This window comes from Streptomyces sp. NPDC088747 (genome assembly GCF_044751025.1).
Classification (GTDB): domain Bacteria; phylum Actinomycetota; class Actinomycetes; order Streptomycetales; family Streptomycetaceae; genus Streptomyces.
Genome location: NZ_JBIVKZ010000010.1, coordinates 286914 through 307732, shown reverse-complemented (window position 1 = coordinate 307732; position 20819 = coordinate 286914). Strand labels below are relative to the sequence as shown.

At 71.8% G+C, this 20819-nt stretch carries 18 protein-coding genes; 5 read left to right on the top strand and 13 right to left on the bottom strand.

Annotated elements, in window-relative coordinates; all coding sequences use genetic code 11:
• Positions 1 to 39 precede the first annotated feature (39 nt).
• The gene (locus tag ACIP79_RS24510; RefSeq protein ID WP_401226668.1) at positions 40 to 390 is read left to right on the top strand and encodes a VOC family protein; all 351 of its coding nucleotides are present in this window, start codon (positions 40 to 42) and stop codon (positions 388 to 390) included.
• A gap of 153 nt (positions 391 to 543) precedes the next feature.
• On the opposite strand, the gene ACIP79_RS24505 is transcribed toward ACIP79_RS24510, so the two are convergent.
• The 8 genes from ACIP79_RS24505 to ACIP79_RS24470 form a co-directional block, all read right to left on the bottom strand.
• Entirely contained in the window at positions 544 to 1440 is an 897-nt protein-coding gene (locus ACIP79_RS24505) for an arginase family protein (protein ID WP_401226667.1), read from the bottom strand.
• 69 nt (positions 1441 to 1509) lie between these two features.
• Entirely contained in the window at positions 1510 to 2103 is a 594-nt protein-coding gene (locus tag ACIP79_RS24500; RefSeq protein WP_401226665.1) for a GNAT family N-acetyltransferase, read from the bottom strand.
• 32 nt (positions 2104 to 2135) lie between these two features.
• Positions 2136 to 2384, bottom strand: coding sequence for a DUF1049 domain-containing protein (locus ACIP79_RS24495; RefSeq protein ID WP_401226664.1), 249 nt, complete (start codon positions 2382 to 2384; stop codon positions 2136 to 2138).
• Positions 2385 to 2442: 58 nt separating this feature from the next.
• Positions 2443 to 4245: a CocE/NonD family hydrolase gene (locus ACIP79_RS24490; RefSeq protein ID WP_401226733.1), complete on the bottom strand. Its 1803-nt coding sequence runs from the start codon at positions 4243 to 4245 to the stop codon at positions 2443 to 2445.
• Positions 4246 to 4467: 222 nt separating this feature from the next.
• Positions 4468 to 5394, bottom strand: coding sequence for an LD-carboxypeptidase (locus tag ACIP79_RS24485; RefSeq protein WP_401226663.1), 927 nt, complete (start codon positions 5392 to 5394; stop codon positions 4468 to 4470).
• Complete coding sequence (locus ACIP79_RS24480; RefSeq protein ID WP_401226661.1) at positions 5391 to 7352, bottom strand: prolyl oligopeptidase family serine peptidase; 1962 nt, start codon at positions 7350 to 7352, stop codon at positions 5391 to 5393. Before ACIP79_RS24480 ends, ACIP79_RS24485 begins: the two co-directional genes overlap by 4 nt.
• A 30-nt stretch (positions 7353 to 7382) precedes the next feature.
• Positions 7383 to 8687: a M20/M25/M40 family metallo-hydrolase gene (locus tag ACIP79_RS24475; protein WP_401226660.1), complete on the bottom strand. Its 1305-nt coding sequence runs from the start codon at positions 8685 to 8687 to the stop codon at positions 7383 to 7385.
• Positions 8680 to 9513, bottom strand: a complete 834-nt coding sequence (locus ACIP79_RS24470) for a M55 family metallopeptidase (RefSeq protein ID WP_383685400.1) — start codon at positions 9511 to 9513, stop codon at positions 8680 to 8682. Before ACIP79_RS24470 ends, ACIP79_RS24475 begins: the two co-directional genes overlap by 8 nt.
• 63 nt (positions 9514 to 9576) lie before the next feature.
• Here ACIP79_RS24470 and ACIP79_RS24465 point away from each other — a divergent pair, with 63 nt between their 5' ends.
• Positions 9577 to 9747, top strand: coding sequence for a hypothetical protein (locus ACIP79_RS24465; protein ID WP_401226657.1), 171 nt, complete (start codon positions 9577 to 9579; stop codon positions 9745 to 9747).
• A gap of 52 nt (positions 9748 to 9799) precedes the next feature.
• Here the strand turns inward: ACIP79_RS24465 and ACIP79_RS24460 are convergent, their stop codons facing one another.
• From ACIP79_RS24460 to ACIP79_RS24445, 4 genes are all read right to left on the bottom strand, one after another.
• Positions 9800 to 10525 carry a class I SAM-dependent methyltransferase gene (locus ACIP79_RS24460; RefSeq protein ID WP_401226656.1) on the bottom strand — a complete coding sequence of 242 codons (726 nt, stop codon included), beginning with the start codon at positions 10523 to 10525 and terminating at the stop codon, positions 9800 to 9802.
• Positions 10526 to 10708: 183 nt separating this feature from the next.
• Positions 10709 to 13165, bottom strand: coding sequence for a SpoIIE family protein phosphatase (locus ACIP79_RS24455; protein WP_401226654.1), 2457 nt, complete (start codon positions 13163 to 13165; stop codon positions 10709 to 10711).
• A 148-nt stretch (positions 13166 to 13313) separates the two neighbouring features.
• Positions 13314 to 15701, bottom strand: a complete 2388-nt coding sequence (locus ACIP79_RS24450) for an MFS transporter (RefSeq protein WP_401226652.1) — start codon at positions 15699 to 15701, stop codon at positions 13314 to 13316.
• A gap of 180 nt (positions 15702 to 15881) precedes the next feature.
• Positions 15882 to 16325 (bottom strand): SRPBCC family protein, encoded by a 444-nt coding sequence (locus ACIP79_RS24445; RefSeq protein ID WP_387184857.1) that lies wholly within the window; start codon positions 16323 to 16325, stop codon positions 15882 to 15884.
• A gap of 172 nt (positions 16326 to 16497) precedes the next feature.
• On the opposite strand from ACIP79_RS24445, the gene ACIP79_RS24440 reads away from it, so the two are divergent.
• The 3 genes from ACIP79_RS24440 (at position 16498) to ACIP79_RS24430 (ending at position 19887) form a co-directional block, all read left to right on the top strand.
• A complete protein-coding gene (locus tag ACIP79_RS24440; protein WP_401226650.1) occupies positions 16498 to 17532 on the top strand; it encodes an Rv2578c family radical SAM protein in 1035 nt (344 codons plus the stop codon).
• 169 nt (positions 17533 to 17701) lie between these two features.
• Positions 17702 to 19285, top strand: coding sequence for an alpha/beta hydrolase (locus ACIP79_RS24435; protein ID WP_401226648.1), 1584 nt, complete (start codon positions 17702 to 17704; stop codon positions 19283 to 19285).
• Between the two features lie 71 nt (positions 19286 to 19356).
• The gene (locus ACIP79_RS24430; RefSeq protein ID WP_401226647.1) at positions 19357 to 19887 is read left to right on the top strand and encodes a GNAT family N-acetyltransferase; all 531 of its coding nucleotides are present in this window, start codon (positions 19357 to 19359) and stop codon (positions 19885 to 19887) included.
• A gap of 60 nt (positions 19888 to 19947) precedes the next feature.
• Here ACIP79_RS24430 and ACIP79_RS24425 read toward each other — a convergent pair whose 3' ends face one another.
• Entirely contained in the window at positions 19948 to 20520 is a 573-nt protein-coding gene (locus tag ACIP79_RS24425) for an adenylosuccinate lyase (RefSeq protein WP_401226646.1), read from the bottom strand.
• Between the last annotated feature and the right edge of the window lie 299 nt (positions 20521 to 20819).

Genomic DNA, 20819 nt, shown 5'->3' with positions numbered 1-20819 from the left:
GCGATCTCGTCCCCGGCCCGTCCCAACTAGGCTCTTCCCATGGAGATTCTGGGAGCCACGCTGCGTATCTGCGTCGACGACCTGGAGGCTTCGGTCCCGTTCTACGAGAGACTCGCGGGCGGACAGGCCCTGCGTTTCGAGCGCGGCGGCGTCTCGGTCGCCGCGGTCGGCTGCTTTCTGCTCATGAGCGGCCCCCCGGCCGAACTGGACGTCCTCCGCAAGGTCGCCGCCACCATCGCCGTCAAGGACGTCGACGAGGCCTACCGCGTCCTCAGCGACTCGGGCGCCCACGTCCTGGCGGGCCCGGTGGCGACCCCGGTCGGCCGCAACCTGATCGCGATGCACCCCGACGGAGCGGTGTACGAGTACGCGGACCGCAGGTCGGGCTGAGACTTTCAGCCCGTCCGGCGCTTGAGGACGAGCGCGAAGCGCGAAAAGGGGGGGCCTGGGGGCGCAGCCCCCAGAAACGGGAAGGGAAGGGGCGGAGGGGGCGAAAACCCACCCGGCCGCCCACCACCACCGACCCACCGCCGACCCCACCCCTCACCCCTCCCCGAACGCCCCCACCACGAGATCGGCGAGCAGCGCCCCCGCCACCCCCTCCGGGTCCAGATCCGGATCGTAGATGGTGACATTGAGCCCGACACACCGCGGCGACCGCACCAACGGCCGCAACAACGCGAGCAGTTCATCCGGAAGCAGCCCGTCGGGATCGGGACTGTCCACGGCGGGCATCACCGACGGGTCGAGACAGTCGGCGTCGAGATGCACCCAGAAGCCCTCCAGGTGCGGAAGCTCCAGCGTCTCCACGACGGCCCGCGCGATCGCGTCCGCGCCCCACTCCCGCAGCTCCCCCACACTCACCGTCTGGATCTTCAGCGCGGCGAGCTCGTCCCGGTCGGTGTCGTAGTCCCGGATGCCGAAGAGCCGTACGTCCTCGTCCCTGAGGTAGGGCTTCAGACCCTCCAGGTCCGTGAGGTCGTCCTGCCCGCGGCCGGTCGCGAGGGCGAGTTCCTCGCCGCCCGCCGCTCCGATCCGGTCCGAGTTGCCGGGATGCCGGAAGTCGGCCGAGCCGTCGACGGCGACGAGCCCGAACCGGCCGAGGCGGCGCAGCGCGAGGGAGGCGCCGAGCTGGATGGAACAGTCGCCGCCGAGGACGACCGGCAGGTCACCGGCGCGGACGTGGTGTTCGATCCGGTCGGCGAGCCTGCGGGTGTAGGAGGCGATGGCGGCGGCGTTGAAGACCCCGTCGCCCTCCTGCCACTCCCCCCGGTCGTAGCGGGGCGGGACGACGACCCCGCCCTCCAGCGCGCCGAGCCGCCGTACGATCCCCTGCTCGCGCAGGGCGCCGGCGAGTTTGTAGCAGCCGGGGACGGTGCCGGGCGCGGGCGGGCGCAGGCCGAGGTTGGAAGGGGCGTCCAGGACGACGATGTTGCGCATGCCGCACATCCTCGCCGACGGAGTCCGCCGACGTCACGGGGTCGGCCGACGTCAGGGGGTCCGCCGACGTCAGGGGCTCCGGGTCATCTCCACGGTGATCGCCCACCGCTCGTGGTCCCGCCAGGCACCGTCCATGTAGATGAAGTCGGGCGAGAAGCCCTCGTGCCGGAACCCGCATCGCCGGGCGAGCGCGATGGAGGCGGCATTGCCGGGCTGCACGTTGATTTCGAGCCGGTGCAGCCGCATCGCGCCGAAGGCGTGCCGGACGACGAGCCCGAGCCCTTCGCCCATCAGCCCCCGGCCGGCCGCGTGGGCGAAGGCGCCGTACCCCAGCGCACCGGAGAGGAAGCCGCCCTCGACGATGTTGTTGATGTTGATGAACCCGGCGATCGCCCCGTCGGCGATGGTCCCCCCGGCGCCCTCCGCGCCCTCCCCGCCGTGCGAAAGCTCGCACACCAGGAACCCGGCCTTCGTCGGATCCTCGATCAGCCGCCGCGCGTAGGCGGTGTACGCGTCGGCGCTGACCGGCGGGAACAGCCACGGCTGGTGCAGGTCCTTGCTCTCCCGGGCGCGGGCGGTGAACTCCGCGGCGTCCTCGTAGGTGTAGGGCCTGATGCCCGCGCGAGGACCTGAGGCGAGGTATTCGGGGACGTTCTCAGGCATCCGGCCAGCCTACGCGAACGTGTGTCCGCTTCTCATCGTCTCCGCCGCATGAAGTACGCCCCGCACAGCGCGCCGATGACCGCCGTGCTCAGCAGCGCCACCCACAGGGGCATGACCACTTCCGGGATCAGCAGCCTGATCCTGGTGCTCCGGGTGTTCTCGAAGATGAAGATCAGAGCGAGCAGGGCCAGCGCGATCACGCTGACCCTGGTGGGCGTCAGCAGTCCGCCGCCGCTCTTCCCGCCACCCGTACCGGCGCTTTCGGAGGTCTTCGGGCTCATGCGCCCAGCATGGGTCGCGTCGTGCCGGGCCGCGCGGCGGGACGTTCCTCCGGGTGACTCAGTCGCGGACCACCGGCAGCTCCAGGACCCCGGTGTTACCCGGCGCGCTGGTGACCGTCACCGGTTTCACCCCCCTGTTCCCGAAGTACGCGTCGTCGCTGGCCGCGACGACGAACCGGAGCCGGTGCCCCGCCTCGTACCGGTGCACGATCCCCGGCAGCGAGACGGTGAAGCTCCTGGTGACGTCGGGCACCCGCACCGGCGCCACCAGCCGGTGAACCAGCGTCTGCGTGCCGTCGGGCGCCACGTCGTACAGCTTGGTGAAGAGGACCAGCTTGTCGGCGGCGTCGCCGGAGTTCTGCACCTGCTCGGTCTTCGGCGAGAGGACCTTCAGGGTGGCCCTGGGCGCGCCGACGACGTCCACGGAGCGGGTCAGGGGCGCGGTCGTCCACCCGAGGTAGGTGCCCTCGGTGTCGTACGGCGCCGGATCGGGCAGCCCGGCCATCGCGGCGAGGGAGCTCTCGGAGTGGCTGGTGGGCAGTGGGCCGTTGACGTACTCCCGGCTGCCGCGGACGACCTTCCTGCGGTTGTCGACGAGCTTGCCGTCCCCGGAGAGGTAGAGCCGCCGGCTGAGCGCGGGCAGCCGCGAGGAGGTGGCGTAGGTGCCGTTCGGGTCGGTGATCCAGTCGCGGTAGTACGCGAAGGAGGGGCCCGTGTCCACACCCTTGTGGCGCCGGAGGTAGCGGTCGAACCAGGCGAGGATCCGCTTGCCGACGTAGCTGGTCTCCAAGTTGCCCTGGACCAGGTTGAGTTCACCGCTTGCCGGGTCGGTGCGTCCGCCGCTGTGGCCCCAGGACTGCCAGATCATCTTCGTCGTCGTGCCCCGCGACTTCAGGGCCTTGTACGTCGCTGTCGCCTCGTTGAGGTTGAAGAGGCTGTCCGCCTGTCCCTGGATCAGCAGGGTCGGTGCCTTCACCTTCCGGAGATAGGAGACGGGCGACACGCTGCGCGAGTAGCGGAGCAGCGGACCGGTCTTCGCGGCCGGGTAGCTCCCCGAGTTGAGGGTCCGGATCGTGTCGCAGGCGTCGCTCACGAAGTGCAGGCAGGTGCCTGAGCCGACGCGGGAGGGGTCCAGGTTCGCCGGGGTGAGCGGCAGGCCCTCGCCGATCAGGTAGAAGCCGTTGGTCCACTGCCACTTGAAGGCGCCGGGGACGGAACGGGTGCCGACGGCGTTGTTGGGGTCCAGCGAGTACGACAGGTCGTTCCAGGTGATCATCGGGACCAGCGCGTCGACCCGGTGGTCCACGGCGGCCGTGGCCAGCTGGACGGCGCCCCCGTACGAGCCGCCGATCATGCCGACGCGGGGATCGCCCCTGCCGTCGCGGGTGACGAAGTCGGCCTTCGTCCCGTCGTCGGCGGCGCGGGTGCCGCCCAGGAAGTCGACGAGCCGTGAGGCGGCCACCCCGTCGATACGCGGGTCGTCGAGGGAGATCTGGCAGCCCGAGTGGCCGAAGCCGAGCCCCGAGTAGACGAGTCCGACGTATCCGCGGGCCGCGAACGCCTTGCCGACGGCGTCCGTCGAACCGTCCGACTTGCTCCCGCCGAAGCCGTTCGTGGCGAGTACGGCGGGGGCGGTGTGAGCGCGGTCCACGCCCGCGGGCCGGTAGAGGTCGGCGTCGACCGTGCAGGTGCGCCCACCGGCCTGGACGGTGAACTTCAGTGCGGTGACGGTGTATTGACCGGTGGCCGCGGCGACGGGCGCGGTGAGCGCGAGCGGCGCCGTGAGCGCCGCGCCGACGGCCAGGGCCAGGCAGGCACGGGGTCCGGACACACGGGAACGACGGGACACGAAGACCTCCACACTGAGGACAACCCGACTGGGCACGCGGGTGAGCACGGTCCGGCCGAAGACCGCCCGGCCGGCCATAATTTCTCGGGCACGACTCCACGGGCAGGACTCGACAGGCACGACTCGACGGGCGCGGCCGCTGCTTACCGACCGGTAATCATGCTGTGACAGGCGTCAGTCCGGGTCAATCACCGTGCCGGGTGTTTCTCGGCGGCGATTCAGGGACCGGTACGGTCAGGCGAGCGCGGGTTCGTCCAGCGTCAACGTCCCCGCCTCGGCGTCGAGTTCGGCCATGACGCCGAAGGGGATGGTGAGCGCTCCCTCGCAGTGCCCGAAGCCGAAGTCCTCGACGACGGGCACGCCGAGCCCGCCCAGCCGGTCGGCGAACACGGCGCGCAGAGCCTCGTACGGCCCGCAGTGCTTCCACGAGCCGAGCGCGATCCCGGCCACCGAGTCGAGCCATCCGGCCCGCAGGAGCTGGGTGAGGATGCGGTCCAGGCGGTAGGCCTCCTCGCCGATGTCCTCGATCAGCAGCAGTCCGCCCGCGGCGCCCGACCGGGCCCGTGGCGTGCCCAGTTCGGCGGCCAGCAGGCTCACACAGCCGCCGAGCGTCACTCCCCGGGCGCGCCCCGGCACCAGTACGCCGCGGCCGGTGGACTCGATGGTCAGCACCTTCTCCGGCTCGAAGAGGGTGGCTCGCAGATGCTCCTGCGCCCGCGCGTTCTTGAGGAAGTCGACGGCGGACGCCATCGGCCCGTGCAGGGTGACCAGCCCCAGGCGGGCCGCGAACGCCTCGTGCAGGGCGGTGATGTCGCTGAAGCCGAGGAGCACCTTGGGGCCCGCGGCCCGCAGCGCGTCCCAGTCGAGCAGGTCGGTCATGCGCTGCGAGCCGTATCCGCCGCGGGCGCAGAACACCGCGGCCGTGTCCGGGTCGCACCAGGCCGCCTGGAAGTCGGCCGCACGGTCGGCGTCGGTGCCCGCGAGGTAGGGGAACTCGGGGTGCCTGTCCAGGACATGGGGCGCCACGACGGGGTCGAGGTCCCAGCCACGCAGGATGTCGAGCCCGGTCTGGAGCCGCTCCTCGACGACGGGCCCGCTCGGCGCGACGACGGCGACGCGGGCGCCCGGGACGAGTCGGGCGGGGCGGATCAAGGGCTTCACTTGGCGAGCTCCAATGTCGGGATACCGGGCGGATTCAGCCCCAGGACCTGTGCGTACAGCGAGAGTTCGGACTCCAGGACCCGCACCGTCGTCTCGGCCCGCCGGAAGCCGTGCCCCTCGCCCTCGAAGGCGATGTAGGCGTGCGGAACCCGCCGGCCCTCCCTCTCCAGGCTGGTGAGGAACCGCTCGCACTGCGCGGGCGGACAGATCACGTCGTCGAGGCCCTGGAGCAGCAGGAAGGGGGCGCTGATCCGGTCGGCGTGCTGGGACGGCGACCGCTCCGCGTATCTGGCCGGCACCTCGGCGAGCGGCCCGATCAAGCTCTCCAGGTACTGCGACTCGAAGTCGTGGGTCTCCCCCGAACCCCATTCGGCGAGGTCGAGGATCGGGTAGAGGATGGTGCCGCAGGCGTACACGTCGGTACTGGTCAGGGACGCGGCGGTGGTCCAGCCGCCCGCGCTGCCCCCGCGTACCGCGAGCCGCCGCCGGTCGGCGGTGCCCTCGTCCGCCAGCGCGAGGGCGACGGCGGCGCAGTCCTCGACGTCGACGACTCCCCACTGTTCGCGCAGCCGGTTGCGGTACTCCCGCCCGTGCCCGCTGGATCCGCCGTAGTTGACCTCGGCGACGCCGATGCCGCGCGAGGTGAAGTAGGCGATCTCCAGGTCGAGCACGAGGGGCGCCCGGCTGGTGGGACCGCCGTGCGCGTGGACGACGTACGGCGGCAGTTCGTCGTCGGGGGCGACATGGCCGGGGTGGTGCGGCGGGTAGATGTGCGCGTGGATCTCGCGTCCGTCGGGTCCGGTGAAGGTGCGGATCTGCGGTTCCGGGTAGTACGCGGGATCCACCGGGTCGTCGTGCGCGGCGCCGGTCACCCGGGCCCGCCCGGTGCGGGCGTCCAGCTCGACCACCTCGTACGCGCTGCGCGGGGAGGCGCCGACGCCCAGGACGCGGCTGCCGTGCGCGGCGAGGGTGGGGGCGAACTCGGTCCAGGGGCCCGCCGCGTCGACGACCTCCCCGGTCTCCGGGTCCAGGATGCCGAGCGCGGTGGCACCGCGGCCGTGCACGACGGCGATCAGTCCGTCCTCCAGCGGCGCGAACCAGCGGTAGCCGACCTTCCACAGCGGCCCGGCGAACTCCTCCTCGCGCGGGCAGAGCGGCACACCGTCCCGGTACAGGTTCCACCATCCGGTGCGGTCACCGGCGTACAACAGGGCGCCGTCGTGCGCCCATTCGGCCTGCGCGATCGACTCCTCGGGTCCGCCCGCGACCGTGCGGGCCTCCTGGAAGGTGCCGTCGTCGGCGACCTCGGCGACGATCAGCTCCGTCCCGTCCCAGGGCATCCTCGGGTGGTCCCAGGCGAGGTAGGCGACGCGTCCGCCGTCGGGCGAGAGCCGGGGTCCGGTGACGAACCGGTGCCGTCCGTCGCTGAGTTCGCGCACGGCACCCCGGTCCCGCGCCGCCGAACCGTCCAGCGGCACGGCGGCCACGACACGGCGCACGTCGGCCGGCCCGTCCCCGGTGAACTCCTCCAGGACGCACCACACTTCGTCCCGCTCGGCGCACAACCACGGGTCCACCCAGCGCAGTCCACCGCCGACGGACGACACCGGGGTCAGCGGGCGCGGCTCCTCGCCGGCCCGGTACAGGTACAGCCGTTGGTCGCCGAAGTCGACGAACACCACCAGCGGCCCCTCGGGGCGCATCTCCCCGGCCCAGGCCTGTCCGCCGTACTCGATGACGCGGCTGCGCACGTTCCACGGCGCGGGCAGCACCGACTCCTCCGTGCCGTCGGCCCGCCGCCGCACGAGCGTGCGCCGCCCGCCCTCGGTGGGACGGGGTTCGGTCCACCAGGTCTCGTCGCCGACGAAGCCGACGGACTCGGGATGTCCGTCGTGCGCGGCGGCGAGCGCCGCGTCGATGGGCGAGGGCCACGATCCGTACGCAAGGGTCTGCACCATGTCCCCCACTATCCCCATATCCCTGTGTCCCTAGGCCGTGCGAAGGAAGCGGTCGAGTACGCGCACGCCGAAGTGCAGTGCCTCGACGGGGACACGTTCGTCGACGCCGTGGAAAAGGGCCTGGTAGTCGAACCCCTTCGGCAGCCTGAGCGGCGAGAAGCCGTAGCCGGTGATGCCCAGGCGCGAGAACTGCTTGGCGTCCGTGCCGCCGGACATGCAGTACGGCACCACGTGTCCCTCGGGAGCGAACTCCTCGACGGCGGCCCGCATGCGCGCGTACGTCGCCGACTCCAGCGGCGCCTGGAGCGCCACCTCGCGATGCTGGAACTCCCACTCGACGTCCGGTCCGGTGAGCCGGTCCAGGGTCGCGCGGAACTCGTCCTCGGCGCCGTACAGGTACCTGCCGTCGATGTACGCGACGGCCTCCCCCGGAATCACGTTGATCTTGTAACCGGCGCTGAGCATCGTCGGGTTGGCGCTGTTGCGCACGGTCGCCTCGACCAGCGTGGCGGCGGGGCCCAGCTTGGTGAGCAGGCCGTCGACGTCCTCGAAGTCGGGATCGAGGCCGTACACGGCGGCGAGTTCGGTGAGTGCCGCGCGTACGGTCGGGGTGAGCCGTAGCGGCCACTCGTGCGCCCCGATCCGCGCGATGGCCTCGGCCAGTCGCGTCACCGCATTGCTCCGGTTCACCTTGGACCCGTGTCCCGCCCGGCCGCGCGCGGTGAGCTTGAGCCAGGCGGTGCCGCGTTCGCCCGCCGCGATGGGGTAGAGCTCGCGCCCGGCGCCGTCGTGGAAGGTGAACGCCCCGGACTCGCTGACGCCCTCGGTGCAGCCCTCGAAGAGGCCCGGGTGCCGGTCGGCGAGGAAGCCCGAGCCGTCCTCGGCGCTCGCCTCCTCGTCGGCGGTGAACGCGATCACGAGGTCGCGCCGGGGCCGTACGCCCGTGCGCGCCCAGTCCCGGACGACCGCCAGGATCATCGCGTCCATGTTCTTCATGTCGACGGCGCCGCGCCCCCACACCACTCCGTCGCGGACCTCCCCGGAGAACGGGTGCACGCTCCAGTCCTCGGCCTGTGCGGGCACCACGTCCAGGTGGCCGTGCACGAGCAGCGCGTCGGCCGAGGGGTCGGTGCCCTCGATACGGGCGACGACGTTGGTACGTCCCCTGGTGCGCTCCAGGAGCGTGGGTTCCAGGCCCGCCTCGGCCAGCCGCGCGGCGGCGTACTCCGCGGCCGGGCGCTCCTGGCAGTCGCCGCCGCCCCGGTTGGTGGTGTCGATGCGGATGAGGTCCGAGGTGAACCGGACGACCTCGTCCAGTGCCGACGCGTCAGCCATACTGCTCCTCCACCGCGGCCGACACGATCGTCGTGACCGCCTTGAACGTGCGAATTCCCTCGTACATGGTGCCGCTGGTGTACGCCACCTTCCGCTCCCCGACCCGCTCGACCCCCGGCACCACGGTCGCCGCCATCGACAGGTGCTCGGCGTCGAACTCCAGCGCCACGGTGAACGGCCCCGCCACGGACGGCTGGTGACGGACCGCCAGGGACGCCGCCTCCTTGGCCGCCGCGCGGATGTCGGCGGCGGTCCTGGCCGGCGTCCGGCACACCGCCGCGTACCGCGACACATGGTCCTTGACGGCGACTTTCAGTGCCTCGGGCGCGTACCCGAGCGCGTCCTCGCAGGCCAGGTCGTCCCCGGTGACGAGCACGACGGGGACGCCGTACTCGGCGACCACACGGGAGTTGAGCAGCCCCTCGCTGGCCCGTACGTCGTTCACCCACACCCCGGTGATGGAGTTCGCCAGGTAGGTGTGCGCGAGGACGCCCTCCATGCCGGCGCCCGCGTGATAGCCCACGAAGGCGATGCCGTCGACGTCACCGTGCTGCACGCCCTCCACCATGGACAGCGACTTGTGCCGCCCGGTGAGCATCTGCGCCCTGTCGTCCAACTGCTCAAGGAGCAGGTTCCGCATGGTCCAGTGGGCCTCGTTTACCAGCACCTCGTCGGCGCCGCCGTCGAAGAACCCGAGCACGGCGGCGTTCACGTCCGAGGTGAACATCGAACGGCACCGCTCCCACTGCGGAGTCCCGGGCAGCACGTCGGCGGGCCAGGTCACCCCGGTGGCGCCTTCCATGTCGGCGCTGATGAGGATCTTCATGCCGCGTCACGTTACGCGCCGCGTGGCCGACGGGCCAAGAACCTCCGTGCGGGCCGCTTCAGGTTGAAGATCCGGACCCCGGCCTGGCCGAGGTACGACGCCAGGACCGGCGCCGTGATGTCGCTCTCCGCCTGCGACACCGCGCCGTCGGGCAATGCGTCCCCCGCGGCCTGCTCCAAGGCCTCCACGCGGTTCGACGAGGAGCACAACCTCGGCTTCTGGAAGAGCCTCTAGCCGGACGAAGGGCCGGTGTGGTGTCCCGCGGGGCGCCACACCGGTCGCCGCCTCAGTTCTCCCGCCCCACCACGTACCACGCCGACGGAAGCTCGATCCGGATCCCTTCCGCCGTGTACTCCGTGGTGATGAGCGGGAGTTCACCGCTCCCGAGCACCGTCAGACCGGCCGCGCCCAGATAGACGGGGACCGCCGCGTCCGCCACCTCGCCGGGGGCTATCCCGTGCGCCAGGACCGGCCGCAGTTTGGGCGGCGGTCCCTCGGGGCCCTGCGCGAGGCCCATCAGGACGGGCCGCGCGGTCTCCGAGAGCTCTACCAGCAGGGCCCGGCCACGCTCCCCGAGAAGCGTGGCGATGCCGTCGACGAGGGCCTGCCTGTCGTCGGCCTCGCACTGGTGGAGCACACCCCGCATGTAGATGTTGACGTCGCCGAGTTCCGCGTGCAGCGCCTCGACCTCGCTCCTCTCCGCGGAGTCGAGCAGCCGGTACTCGGCCGCGCCCTCCGGATCGGCGCGGCGGGCGTGGTCGAGGGCGGCGGCGGAGATGTCGGTGCCGACGACCCGGGTGAACCGCTCCGCGAGGAACCGGGTCTGCGTGCCGTTGCCGCAGCCCAGGTCGATGAGGGGCAACTCGAAGTCCACCAGGCGAGGTTCGAAGCGGGCGAGATGGACACCGGCGGTCAGCACGGGCTCCGCGTCCCAGAACACCGCCCCCTGTTCGCCGGGGGCCTCGCGCCAGAAGCCCTCCCAGGCCTCCTTGTACCGACTCGTCACACTCATGCCCAACTCCCGGGGTTGCGACGGCTACCCGTCGGGAGACGGGGTCAGATCGGTTTATCGCGCCTTCGTGCCCGCCACAAGCGCGCGGCGCATTCCTTCACCGCACCTTCGACATGAGTACCCCGGCGTGCGCCCCTCAGGTCCCGCCTCGCACACCCGGCACCGCGGACGGTCGGACAGCCCCTAGCGGCGTCGCGGCAGCGTCAGTTCGAACCACACGGTCTTGCCGGCGGTCGTGCGGCTCGTGCCCCACTCGCGGGACAGCGTGCTCACGACGCCCAGACCGCGCCCGGACTCGTCACCGGGACCGGCGCTGAGCAGGGTCGGCAGCGTGTGGTCGTCGTCGTCCACCTCGCACAGCAGGGTCTCGCCGCGCACCAGGCGCAGTTCGACGTGCCGGCTGTGGGCATGGCGTACGGCGTTGGTGACCAGCTCGCTGACCATCAGCTCGGCCGGGTCGGCGAGCGAGGCGAGACCCCAGACGTGGAGTTGCTCCCGGACCACGGCGCGGGCCCGTCGTGCCTCGGCCGGGTCGAGCGGGAGCCGCCATTCGGCGACGTCCTCGGGTTCGATGCCGTTCAGCCGGGCCATCAGCAGCGCCACGTCGTCCTTGCGGCCGCCGCGGGTGTTGAGCGCGCGGATGATGGTGTCGCAGGCGTCGTCCATGGACGCGGCCGGGTGGGCGGCCGACTCACAGAGCGTGGCGAGGCCGACACCGATGTCCTCGCCGCGCACCTCGACCAGCCCGTCGGTGCACATCACCAGCCGGTCGCCCGGCTCCACGCGCACGCTGACCGCCTCGAAGGGCACCCCGCCGACCCCGATGGGCGCGCCCGTCGGCAGGTCGAGGAGGTCGCTGCGGCCGTCCGCGGCGCGCACCACGACGGGCGGGATGTGACCGGCGTTGGCGAGGCGCAGCTCACCGGCGATCGGGTCGTAGACGGCGTACAGGCAGGTGGCGAGGTAGTTGTCGCCGAGCCGCTGGGCGAGGTCGTCGAGGTTGCGCAGCAGTTGGGCGGGCGGCAGGTCGAGGGCTGCCATGGTCTGGACGGCGGTGCGCAACTGGCCCATCATCGCGGCCGAGTTGAGGCCGTGGCCCATCACGTCGCCGACGACGAGTGCGGTCCGGGAGCCGGGCAGCTTCACCGAGTCGAACCAGTCGCCGCCGACCCGGCCGAGGAGCGTGCCGGGCAGATAGCGGGTGGCGATGTCGCAGCCGGCCATGCGCGGCGCGATGTGCGGCAGCATGCTGTCCTGGAGGGTCTCGGCGACGCTCTCCTGGTACGTGTACATGCGCGCGTTGTCGAGCACGAGCCCGGCGCGGGCGGCCAGTTCGGCGCCCGTCACGCGGTCCATGTCGTTGAACTCGACCCGCTCCGGGTGGCGCAGCAAAATCATGAACCCGAGGACGGCGTTGCGTGCCTTCAGGGGGACGACCAGCATGGAGCGGTGGGTGATGAGCGGCCTGATGTCGCGCTTCTCGAACTGCGCCGCGATCATGTGCCCCATCTGTTCGCTGATGCGCGGCACGAGGACGGGCTCACCGGTGGTCATGCACTGGAAGAACGGCGTGTGCGCCGGGAAGGGCATGGCTTCGCCGACCGGCACGACGTCGTCCCAGCGGCCCGGCTCGTCCGTGTGCTCCAGCGCGACCCGGTGCCACATGGTCGTCGTGTCGGGCACCCCTTCGTCGAACCCCTCACCGGCGACGACCTGTTCGCGCAGATACGTGCCCGCGACGTCGGTGAACCGCGGCACCACCGCGCGGCTGACCTCCAGGATGGTCTGCGCGAGGTCGAGCGAGGTGCCGATGCGTCCGCTGACCTCGTTCAGGAACTCCAGGCGCTCGCGTACGGCGACGTATTCGAGATCCTCGCCCTCGTCCTGCGCGTCCGCCGGCAGGGCTTCACCGGTGGCCGCCGCACGGGCCGCCCGCTCGCGGCGCGCCTTGCGCTCCGCGCGCCGGGGCACGCCCCAGTCGGGGGTGACGGGCACCCGGTCGTTCTGGCTGAACTCCAGTACGGGATAGCCCAGTTCGAGGATCTGCGAGACGATCCGGACGCCCTCGCCGACACTCATGCTGGGCAGGATCGAGGGCAGTTGGCGGGCCAGCTCCTCGGCGCCGGGGAAGTCGGTGTGCAGGGCGAACCCGGGCGCTATGCGCTCGACGACCGTCTCGTCGTCCTCGTGGCGCAGGGCGTCCGCGTCGGCGGCCAGCACGAGCAGCCGCTCCGGGCCGGGGCCCACCAGCGGGTACGCCCACCACAGCACGTCGACCCGGGCGGGGCCGCTCACCGTGAGGCGGGCACGCCCGGCGGCCGGGTAGGAGAGCCGCCCGTCGAGGGAGGACTCCAGGTCGGGGCCGAGTCCGTCGTACGCGGCGTACGCCCCGTAGGGCGCCGTGTCCTCGTCCTCGGGGAGCGCGCCGGAGACCGGGAGCAGATCGACGGCGGAGCGGCCCACCGCGTCCTCCTTGGAGGCGCCGAACAGCCGCCTGGCGCCGGTGCTCCAGTGCGAGACCAGGCCGTCGCGGTCCACGACCACCACGGCCAGGGGGATACGGCCGACGGCGGCGTACTCCCCCGCGCCGTTCCCAGCTCCGCGGCTGGGATTCGCGTCCGCGTCGATGCCATGGTCCATGGCCCAGACCCTCTCTCCCCACGGCTCCGCAAGATCTGTACCGCCTTCACTACCGTACGGCGACGGCCCGTCGCGATGTGTGGCATTGGCGGAATTGAACCCACGAGTAGCACCGGCGCCGCCGGGCCCCCTCAATGGTCCTCAACGGCTAGTCCTCGTGGCCCAGTTGCAGATCGCGTTCCGTCCTGCCGCCCCCGGCGACCTGGAGCACGGTGGCCACCGGCGGGTAGCCCGCCGCGATGACGGTGTACTCGCCGGAGGACAGGTCGACGAACCGGAACGTTCCGTCGGCGCCGGTGGTGAGTGTGTCCACCACGTTCCCCGCGGCGTCCAGGAGCGTCACGCGCGCGTCCTCGACAGGGCGCCCGCCGCCGGCCCGCACGGTGCCGCGCAGCACGGCTCCGCCGGCGAGTTCGACGTCCTGCCGGGTCTCGCGGGCGGCCTGCACGCTGACCGGCAGCGCGGCCGGGCGGAAGGCGGGCGCACTGGCGGCGAGGGTGTACTCGCCCGCCACCAACTCCGTGATGACATAGCCCCCTTCACGCCCGCTGCGGGTGGTGGCGACGACCTCGCCGTGCACGTTGGTGAGGGTGACGATGGCCTCGCGCACCGGTGTGCCGTCCGCGGTCAGCACGCTCCCGGCGAGACGTCCTGCCCCGCCGAGCACGACGTCCAGCTCCACGGGGCGTTCGCCGACGGTCACCGAGACTGCCTGCGGCTGGTGGCCGCCCGCCGCCGCGATCAGGACGTAGGACCCCGATCCCGGTGTGGACAGCGCGTACCGCCCGTCCTCGCCGCTGGCACCCCGTCCGATCTGCTGTCCCGCGATGTCGATGAGGGTGAGCGCGGCACGCGGTACGACCGTGCCGTCGGGGTGCTGCACGGTGCCGCAGACGGGGATACCGGCGGCGTACGACGTGCGAGCCTGTGGGACCGGGGCGATCGGTGCGGGCGAGGTGTCGGTGGCGGGGGCGTCATAGGACATCAAGGGCTTCTCCTTGAGAAAGAAGGCGATGAGCAGGCCGAGGACCAGCACCGGCACGAGGTAGAGGAAGATCCGCGGCATGGCCTGCGCGTACGCCCCGATGTAGTCGTCGCGCAGGGGCGCCGGCATCGCGTGGACGAGCTGCGGTGTGAGCGACTCGGGGTCGGGGACCCCGGTACCCGGCCGCGCGGACACGCGGTCGGCGAGTTCGTCGGCCAGCCGGTTGGCGAACAGGGTGCCGAAGACGGCCGCGCCGACACTGCCGCCGATCTGCCGGAAGTAGTTGTTGGCGCTGGTCGCGGTGCCGAGGTCGGCCGGGCGCACGGAGTTCTGCACGGCGAGGATGAGTACGGGCATCACCATGCCGATCCCGGCGCCCAGCACCGCCATCCAGACGCTGTAGTGCAGCCGGGGGGTGTCGGCTTCGAGCCGGGAGAGCAGCCACATGCCGAGGACCGAGAGGGCGCCGCCGAGGACCGGGTAGACCTTGTAGCGCCCGGTCCTGCTGATGAGCTGCCCGGAGACGATCGACGCGCCGACGATGCCGCCCATCATGGGGAGCATCAGGAGCCCGGACTCGGTCGCCGAGGCCCCGTCCACCATCTGGAGGAAGGTCGGCAGATAGCTGGCCGCGCCGAACAGGGCGACACCGACGACCAGGCCCACCAGCGCCGTGACGTTGAAGACGCCGTTCCTGAACAGCCTTAGCGGGATGAGGGGTTCGGCGGCGAAGTGCTCGGCGACGAGGAAGAGGACGGTCGCGGCGAGCGCGCCCGCACCGAGCCCCAGGATGACCCGCGAGTCCCACGCGTACTCGGTGCCGCCCCAACTGGTCAGCAGGACCAGGCAGGTCGACGCGGCGGCGAGCAGCAGCGCGCCCAGCACGTCCAGGCGCGCTCGGGTGCGGGGCCTGGGCAGTTTCAGCACGACGGTGACGACGGCCAGGGTGAGCAGGCCGAAGGGCACGTTGATGTAGAAGCACCACCGCCAGGTGAGATGGTCGGTGAAGTAGCCCCCGAGGAGCGGGCCGGCGACGGAGGCGACGCCGAACGCGGCGCCGATCAGGCCCATGTAGCGGCCTCGTTCACGCGGCGGCACGATGTCCGCGATGATCGCCTGGACGCCGATCATCAGGCCGCCCGCGCCGACGCCCTGGAGCGCCCGGAAGGCGATCAGTTCGTCCATGGTGCGCGACCAGCCGGCCAGCGCGGACCCGATCACGAAGACGACGATCGCGAACTGGAAGACGCCCTTGCGGCCGAAGAGGTCCCCCAGCTTGCCGTAGATGGGCAGCCCGACGGTGGAGGTGAGCAGATAGGCGGTGATCGCCCAGGACATCTTGTCCAGACCGTGCAGCTCACCGACGATCTTCGGGAGCGCGGTGGCCACGATCATCTGCTCCAGCGCCGCGAGCAGCAGCGCGAGCATCAGCCCCAGGAAGACCAACCGGATCTGGCGTGGCCCCAGTTGGGCGGTGTCGACGGCCGGTGGTGTGCGGTCCTGCGGGGGTGCGGCAGCCGGTTCGTCCTTCACCAGAGTGATCCCGCCCACGTACCGCTCCCTCGTCGCGCCTACCCGCACAATTCCCGCTTACGCGACAACTGCTGGCAAGCACGACGAGTTACGGCGTAACGCCCCGCGACACAGAGATCCACTCGAACCGGTGAGGTCCGCAACCCGCCCTGGGGAACCGGCTCTTGGGCCGCGCACCCCGCGAAGTCACCCTGGGGGCTACTTCTCCACCTCGGTGGCGAGGTTGGCGAGCACCAGGTCGTAGATCCGGCCGAGACCCTTGGGCGCGAAGGTCCTCTCGAAGAAGCCGCCGACACCGCCCGCCCCGTTCCAGACCGAGGAGACGACCACGCGGGAGGAGCCCTCGCCGGCCGGGGTGACGCGCCAGGTGGTGACCATCGAGGAGTTGCGGTCCTTCTCGACGAGCTCGCCGTCGGTGGGCTCGCTCACCTCCAGCAGGCAGTCGCGGATCCGCTTGCTGGTGGCCTGGAGCTTCCAGTGGACGAGGGTGCCCTGACCGTCGCCGCCCTCGCGGACCTCGTACTCGCTGAAGTGCTCGGGCAGCAGCTTCGCGCGCGTGCCGGTGTAGTCGGCAAGAGCGTCGAACACCGTCTCCGCGTCCGCCGCGATGACCCGTTCCGTGGTGGCCTCGACCTGCGCCATTGCACTTCCTCCAGCACTTGGTTTCTCGGGGTGTGCGGCCAGCCAACCACCCCCCGGCCGGGCCGCCCAAATCGGGGCCCCCGCCGGGCGCCACGCGGGACGCCGAATACCAGGTCGCACGATCAAGGGAACATGTGTTCTATTCTGTGGTCAGTGCTACCGAGGAGGCCTCATGCGCTGGGAGAACCTCACAGCGGACCCCGCGGGCGACCCCGCCCTGGACGCCGCGCTGTTCGGTGCGGACGCGGTGACGACCCGCACCTTCGACACCCCGGAGTTCCGGGGCGTCACGTTCCACGAGATCCGGGCCAGGTCGATCGTGAACCGGGTGCCGGGGGCCTCCCGGATGCCCTTCGAGTGGACGGTGAACCCGTACCGGGGCTGCACGCACGCGTGTGTGTACTGCTTCGCCCGCAAGACCCACAGCTATCTGGACCTCGACACGGGCCTCGGCTTCGACTCCCAGATCGTGGTGAAGGTCAACGCGCCGGACCTGCTGCGCCGCCAGCTCGGCTCACGCCGCTGGCACGGCGAGCACATCGCGATGGGCACCAACGTCGACTGCTACCAGCGGGCGGAGGGCCGCTACCAGCTGATGCCCGGCATCATCTCCGCCCTGCGCGACCACGCGAACCCCTTCTCGATCCTCACCAAGGGCACCCTGATCCTGCGCGACCTCGAACTCCTCAAGCAGGCCTCCGAGGTCACCGACGTCGGGGTCTCGGTCTCCGTGGGCTTCACGGACCCGGAGCTGTGGCGCACCGTCGAGCCGGGCACGCCCGCGCCGGAGCGCCGCCTGGACGCCGTCCGCGTCCTGACGGACCACGGCATCGGCTGCGGGGTCCTGATGGCGCCGGTGATCCCCTTCCTCGGCGACGACCCGGCCCAACTGCGCGCCACCGTAAGGGCGATAGCCGCCTCCGGGGCCACCTCCGTGACCCCGCTCGTGCTGCATCTGCGGCCCGGCGCGCGCGAGTGGTTCATGGCCTGGCTGGCGCACTACCACCCGCATCTCGTACGCCGTTACGAGCGGCTGTACGCGGAGGGCTCCTACGCCCCGAAGTGGTACCAGCGCCGGATCACCCGCCAGGTGCACGAGCTGGCCCAGGAGTACGGGATCGGTCCCTCACGTGCGGGAATGCCCCGCAGGATCACCGCCGCCCCGGAACCGGCCGCGCCCGGACCGACCCAGCTCACCCTCCTGTGAACGCGCTCCGTCGGCCTGATCCGAGACCTCGCCGACGGCATCCGAGCGCATCCCCCGGCCCAATCGGGTCAAGTCTGCCCAGAAGGAGTTCCTCCGGCCCCCCGGTCCGGGACGATTCGGCGAAGGCCGTGGCGTGCACGGTCCAACACCCTCCGTCCCGGGAAGCCTTATGAGGAAACGCGCAGTCGCTCTGTGCGGCGCCGCCGCTGTGGTGGCAGGGATGGTGACGTCGGTTCCCGCCGACGCGAGCGCCGGTCACCCGACGGCACCGCCCACCGCCCGGACCGCGAAGCTCACGTGGAAGAAGTGCGGCACGAGCGCCTACCCGACGCTCCAGTGCGCGTCCCTGAAGGTGCCGCTGGACCACTCCAACCCGTACAGCGAGCGGATCACCCTGGCGCTCTCGCGCGTCCCGCACACCGCGAAGAAATACCAGGGACCGCTGCTGGTGAACCCCGGCGGCCCCGGCGGCAGCGGGCTCACCCTCGCCGGATTCGTCGCCTCCGCGCTGCCCGACAAGGTGGCGGCGCAGTACGACGTCATCGGGTTCGACCCGCGCGGTGTCGGTGCGAGCAGGCCCGCCCTGGACTGCGCGCCGGGCCACTTCGACCCGGTGCGGCCGGACTCGGTGCCGGCCACCCCGGCGCTGGAGAAGGCCGACCTGGCGCGCGCCGAGTCCTTCGCGAAGGCTTGCGGCACCAAGTACGCGGATCTGTTGCCCTACATCGACACGGTGAGCGCGGTCCAGGACCTGGACGCGATCCGGCACGCGCTCGGCGCCCGGCAGATCAACTACTTCGGGTACTCGTACGGCACCTACCTGGGCGCCGTCTACGCCAAGCTCCACCCCGACCGCGTACGCCGGCTGGCCCTCGACTCCGTCGTCGACCCCACCGGCGTCTGGTACGAGGACAACCTCGCCCAGGACCACGCCTTCAACGACCGTCATCTGGCCTTCATGTCCTGGGTCGCCAAGCACGACAAGGCCTACGGGCTCGGCACCGACCCCGCCAGGATCGAGGCCAAGTGGTACGCGATGCGCGCGGCGCTCGCCAGGGAGCCCGCGGACAAGAAGGTGGGCGCCGCCGAGCTGGAGGACACCTTCCTCCCGGGCGGCTACTACAACGGCTACTGGCCCTACCTCGCCGAGGCGTTCGCCGCCTATGTGAACGACAGGAACACGGCCCCGCTGGTCGAGGCGTACGAGAACTTCGCCGCCGTGGACGCGGCCGGCGACAACGGCTACAGCGTCTACACCGCGGTGCAGTGCCGTGACGCTTCCTGGCCGCGCGACTGGAACCGGTGGCGCGCGGACAACTGGGCGGTGCACGCGAAGGCACCGTTCATGACCTGGAGCAACGCCTGGTACAACGCGCCGTGCGCCTTCTGGCCGACGGACCCGCTCCAGCCGGTGGACCTGGCCAACGACTCCGTTCCACCGGCGCTGCTCTTCCAGGCCACGGACGACGCGGCCACCCCGTACGAGGGCGCGGTCACCGTCCACCAGCTGCTGCGCGGCTCCAGCCTGGTGGTGGAGCAGGGCGGCGGGAACCACGGCATCACGCTGAGCGGGAACACCTGCCTCGACAAGCACCTGGCGGCCTACCTGACCGACGGCACGGTGCCGCGCAGCGGCGGCGAGGTCGACGCGGTGTGCCAGACCCTGCCCGCCCCGGACCCGCTGACCGCCAAGGCCGCGTCCACCACCGCGCGCGGCTCGACCCTGCACGGCCTGCTCGGCTTCCGCGGCTGAGACCCACGGCCCGGCTCCGCCCCCGACGACCCGTCGGGGGCGCTGTCGTACCCGTGCTCCACACTGGCCTCATGACCGATCTCCTGGTCCGCGAGATGACTCTCGCCGACTGCCTCCGCGTCTCCAGGATCCGGATCCGCGGCTGGCGGAGCGCGTACGCGGGACTGATGCCGCAGCCGTACCTCGACGGGCTCGACGTGGCGGCGGACGCCGCGCGCAGGGCGGAGCGGTTCGGGGCCCCCGGCGTGGTGAACCTGGTCGCGGAGCTCGGTGGCGAGGTGGTCGGATGGGCCTGCCACGGCCCCTGTCGGGACGACGACGCGCGCGCCGGGGACGTCGAGCTGTACGCGGTCTACGTCGACCCCGACCGGATCGGCACCGGCGTCGGCAGGGCGCTGCTCCGGGAGTCGGCCGGACGGTCCGCCGCCGCGGGGTACGACCGGATGCTCCTGTGGGTGCTGGAACGGAACACCCGGGCCCGCCGGTTCTACGAGCGGGCCGGTCTCACCCCCGACGGCACCGAGGAGCCCTTCGACGCCGACGGGGTCTCGGTGCCCGAGGTGCGTTACGCGGGCGCTCTCGCGGACGTCGGGAGCCGCTGACACCGCCCTGGGCGGACACCCACCCATCAGCCGCGTCAACAACCCTGCGGGTCAATACACCTAGCCCTTCGGCAGGCGGGCCAGCGCGGCGACCGCGGCCTCCGCGAGTGCCGGATGCGCGAGCGCCTCGTTCAGCACAGGGCGCGCGCGTACGTCCCCGAGGGCGCCGAGGCCCTCCACGCAGGCGAGGGCGACCCGCCGGTAGGGATCGTGCGGGCGCAGTCTGCGTTCCAGCGTGGTGATCAGGGCGGGCGCCGCCTCGGGGGCGCGGAGCTCGGCGAGCAGGCGTACGGGGTGCAGGGCGTAGGCGACGCGCAGTTCGTTGGTGGCGAGTGCGGCGGCGGCGCGGGCGGTGCGCGGATCGCCGAGCCTGGCCAGGGCGTACGCGGCGGACGCGCAGCGCTGCGGGTCGCGGTGGTTGAGCAGCAGGACGAGCGCCTCGAAGGCCCGCCGGTCCCCCGCGACCCCGAGCCGGAAGGCGACCAACTCCCTTGCCCACAGGGGCTGTCCGGGCTCGGTGAGCGCGGCGGCCAGCTCGCCCGTGTCCTGGGTGGCCACGAGACGGTCGTAGGTCGCCGAAGGCCCGGCCTCGCTCCGTAGACGCTCCGTGAGTGATCGCAACTCTTCGTCCATGGCGCCGAGCCTAGGCAAACCCTTGAGCTGCGGGGACGTACATCACAAACTCGGGGGCTGGCGCGCTCGTTACTGGCGGGTTAAGCTCAGACGAGCGAGTTACCCACTCGCGTTTCGACTCACGGCGGCCTGGTGACGCAGCCGTCGTGAGAGCAGTCGGTTCGGTACCTCAGGTACCTCAGTGCGACTCGGCTCCGGGACAGAGCCGGTCGGCTTCACCGCTCGCTGGGCTCAGCACCTCGCCCACGGACGGCACCGGGCGTGTGCGCTCGTCGGCCCGGCATCACCCGCAACAACTC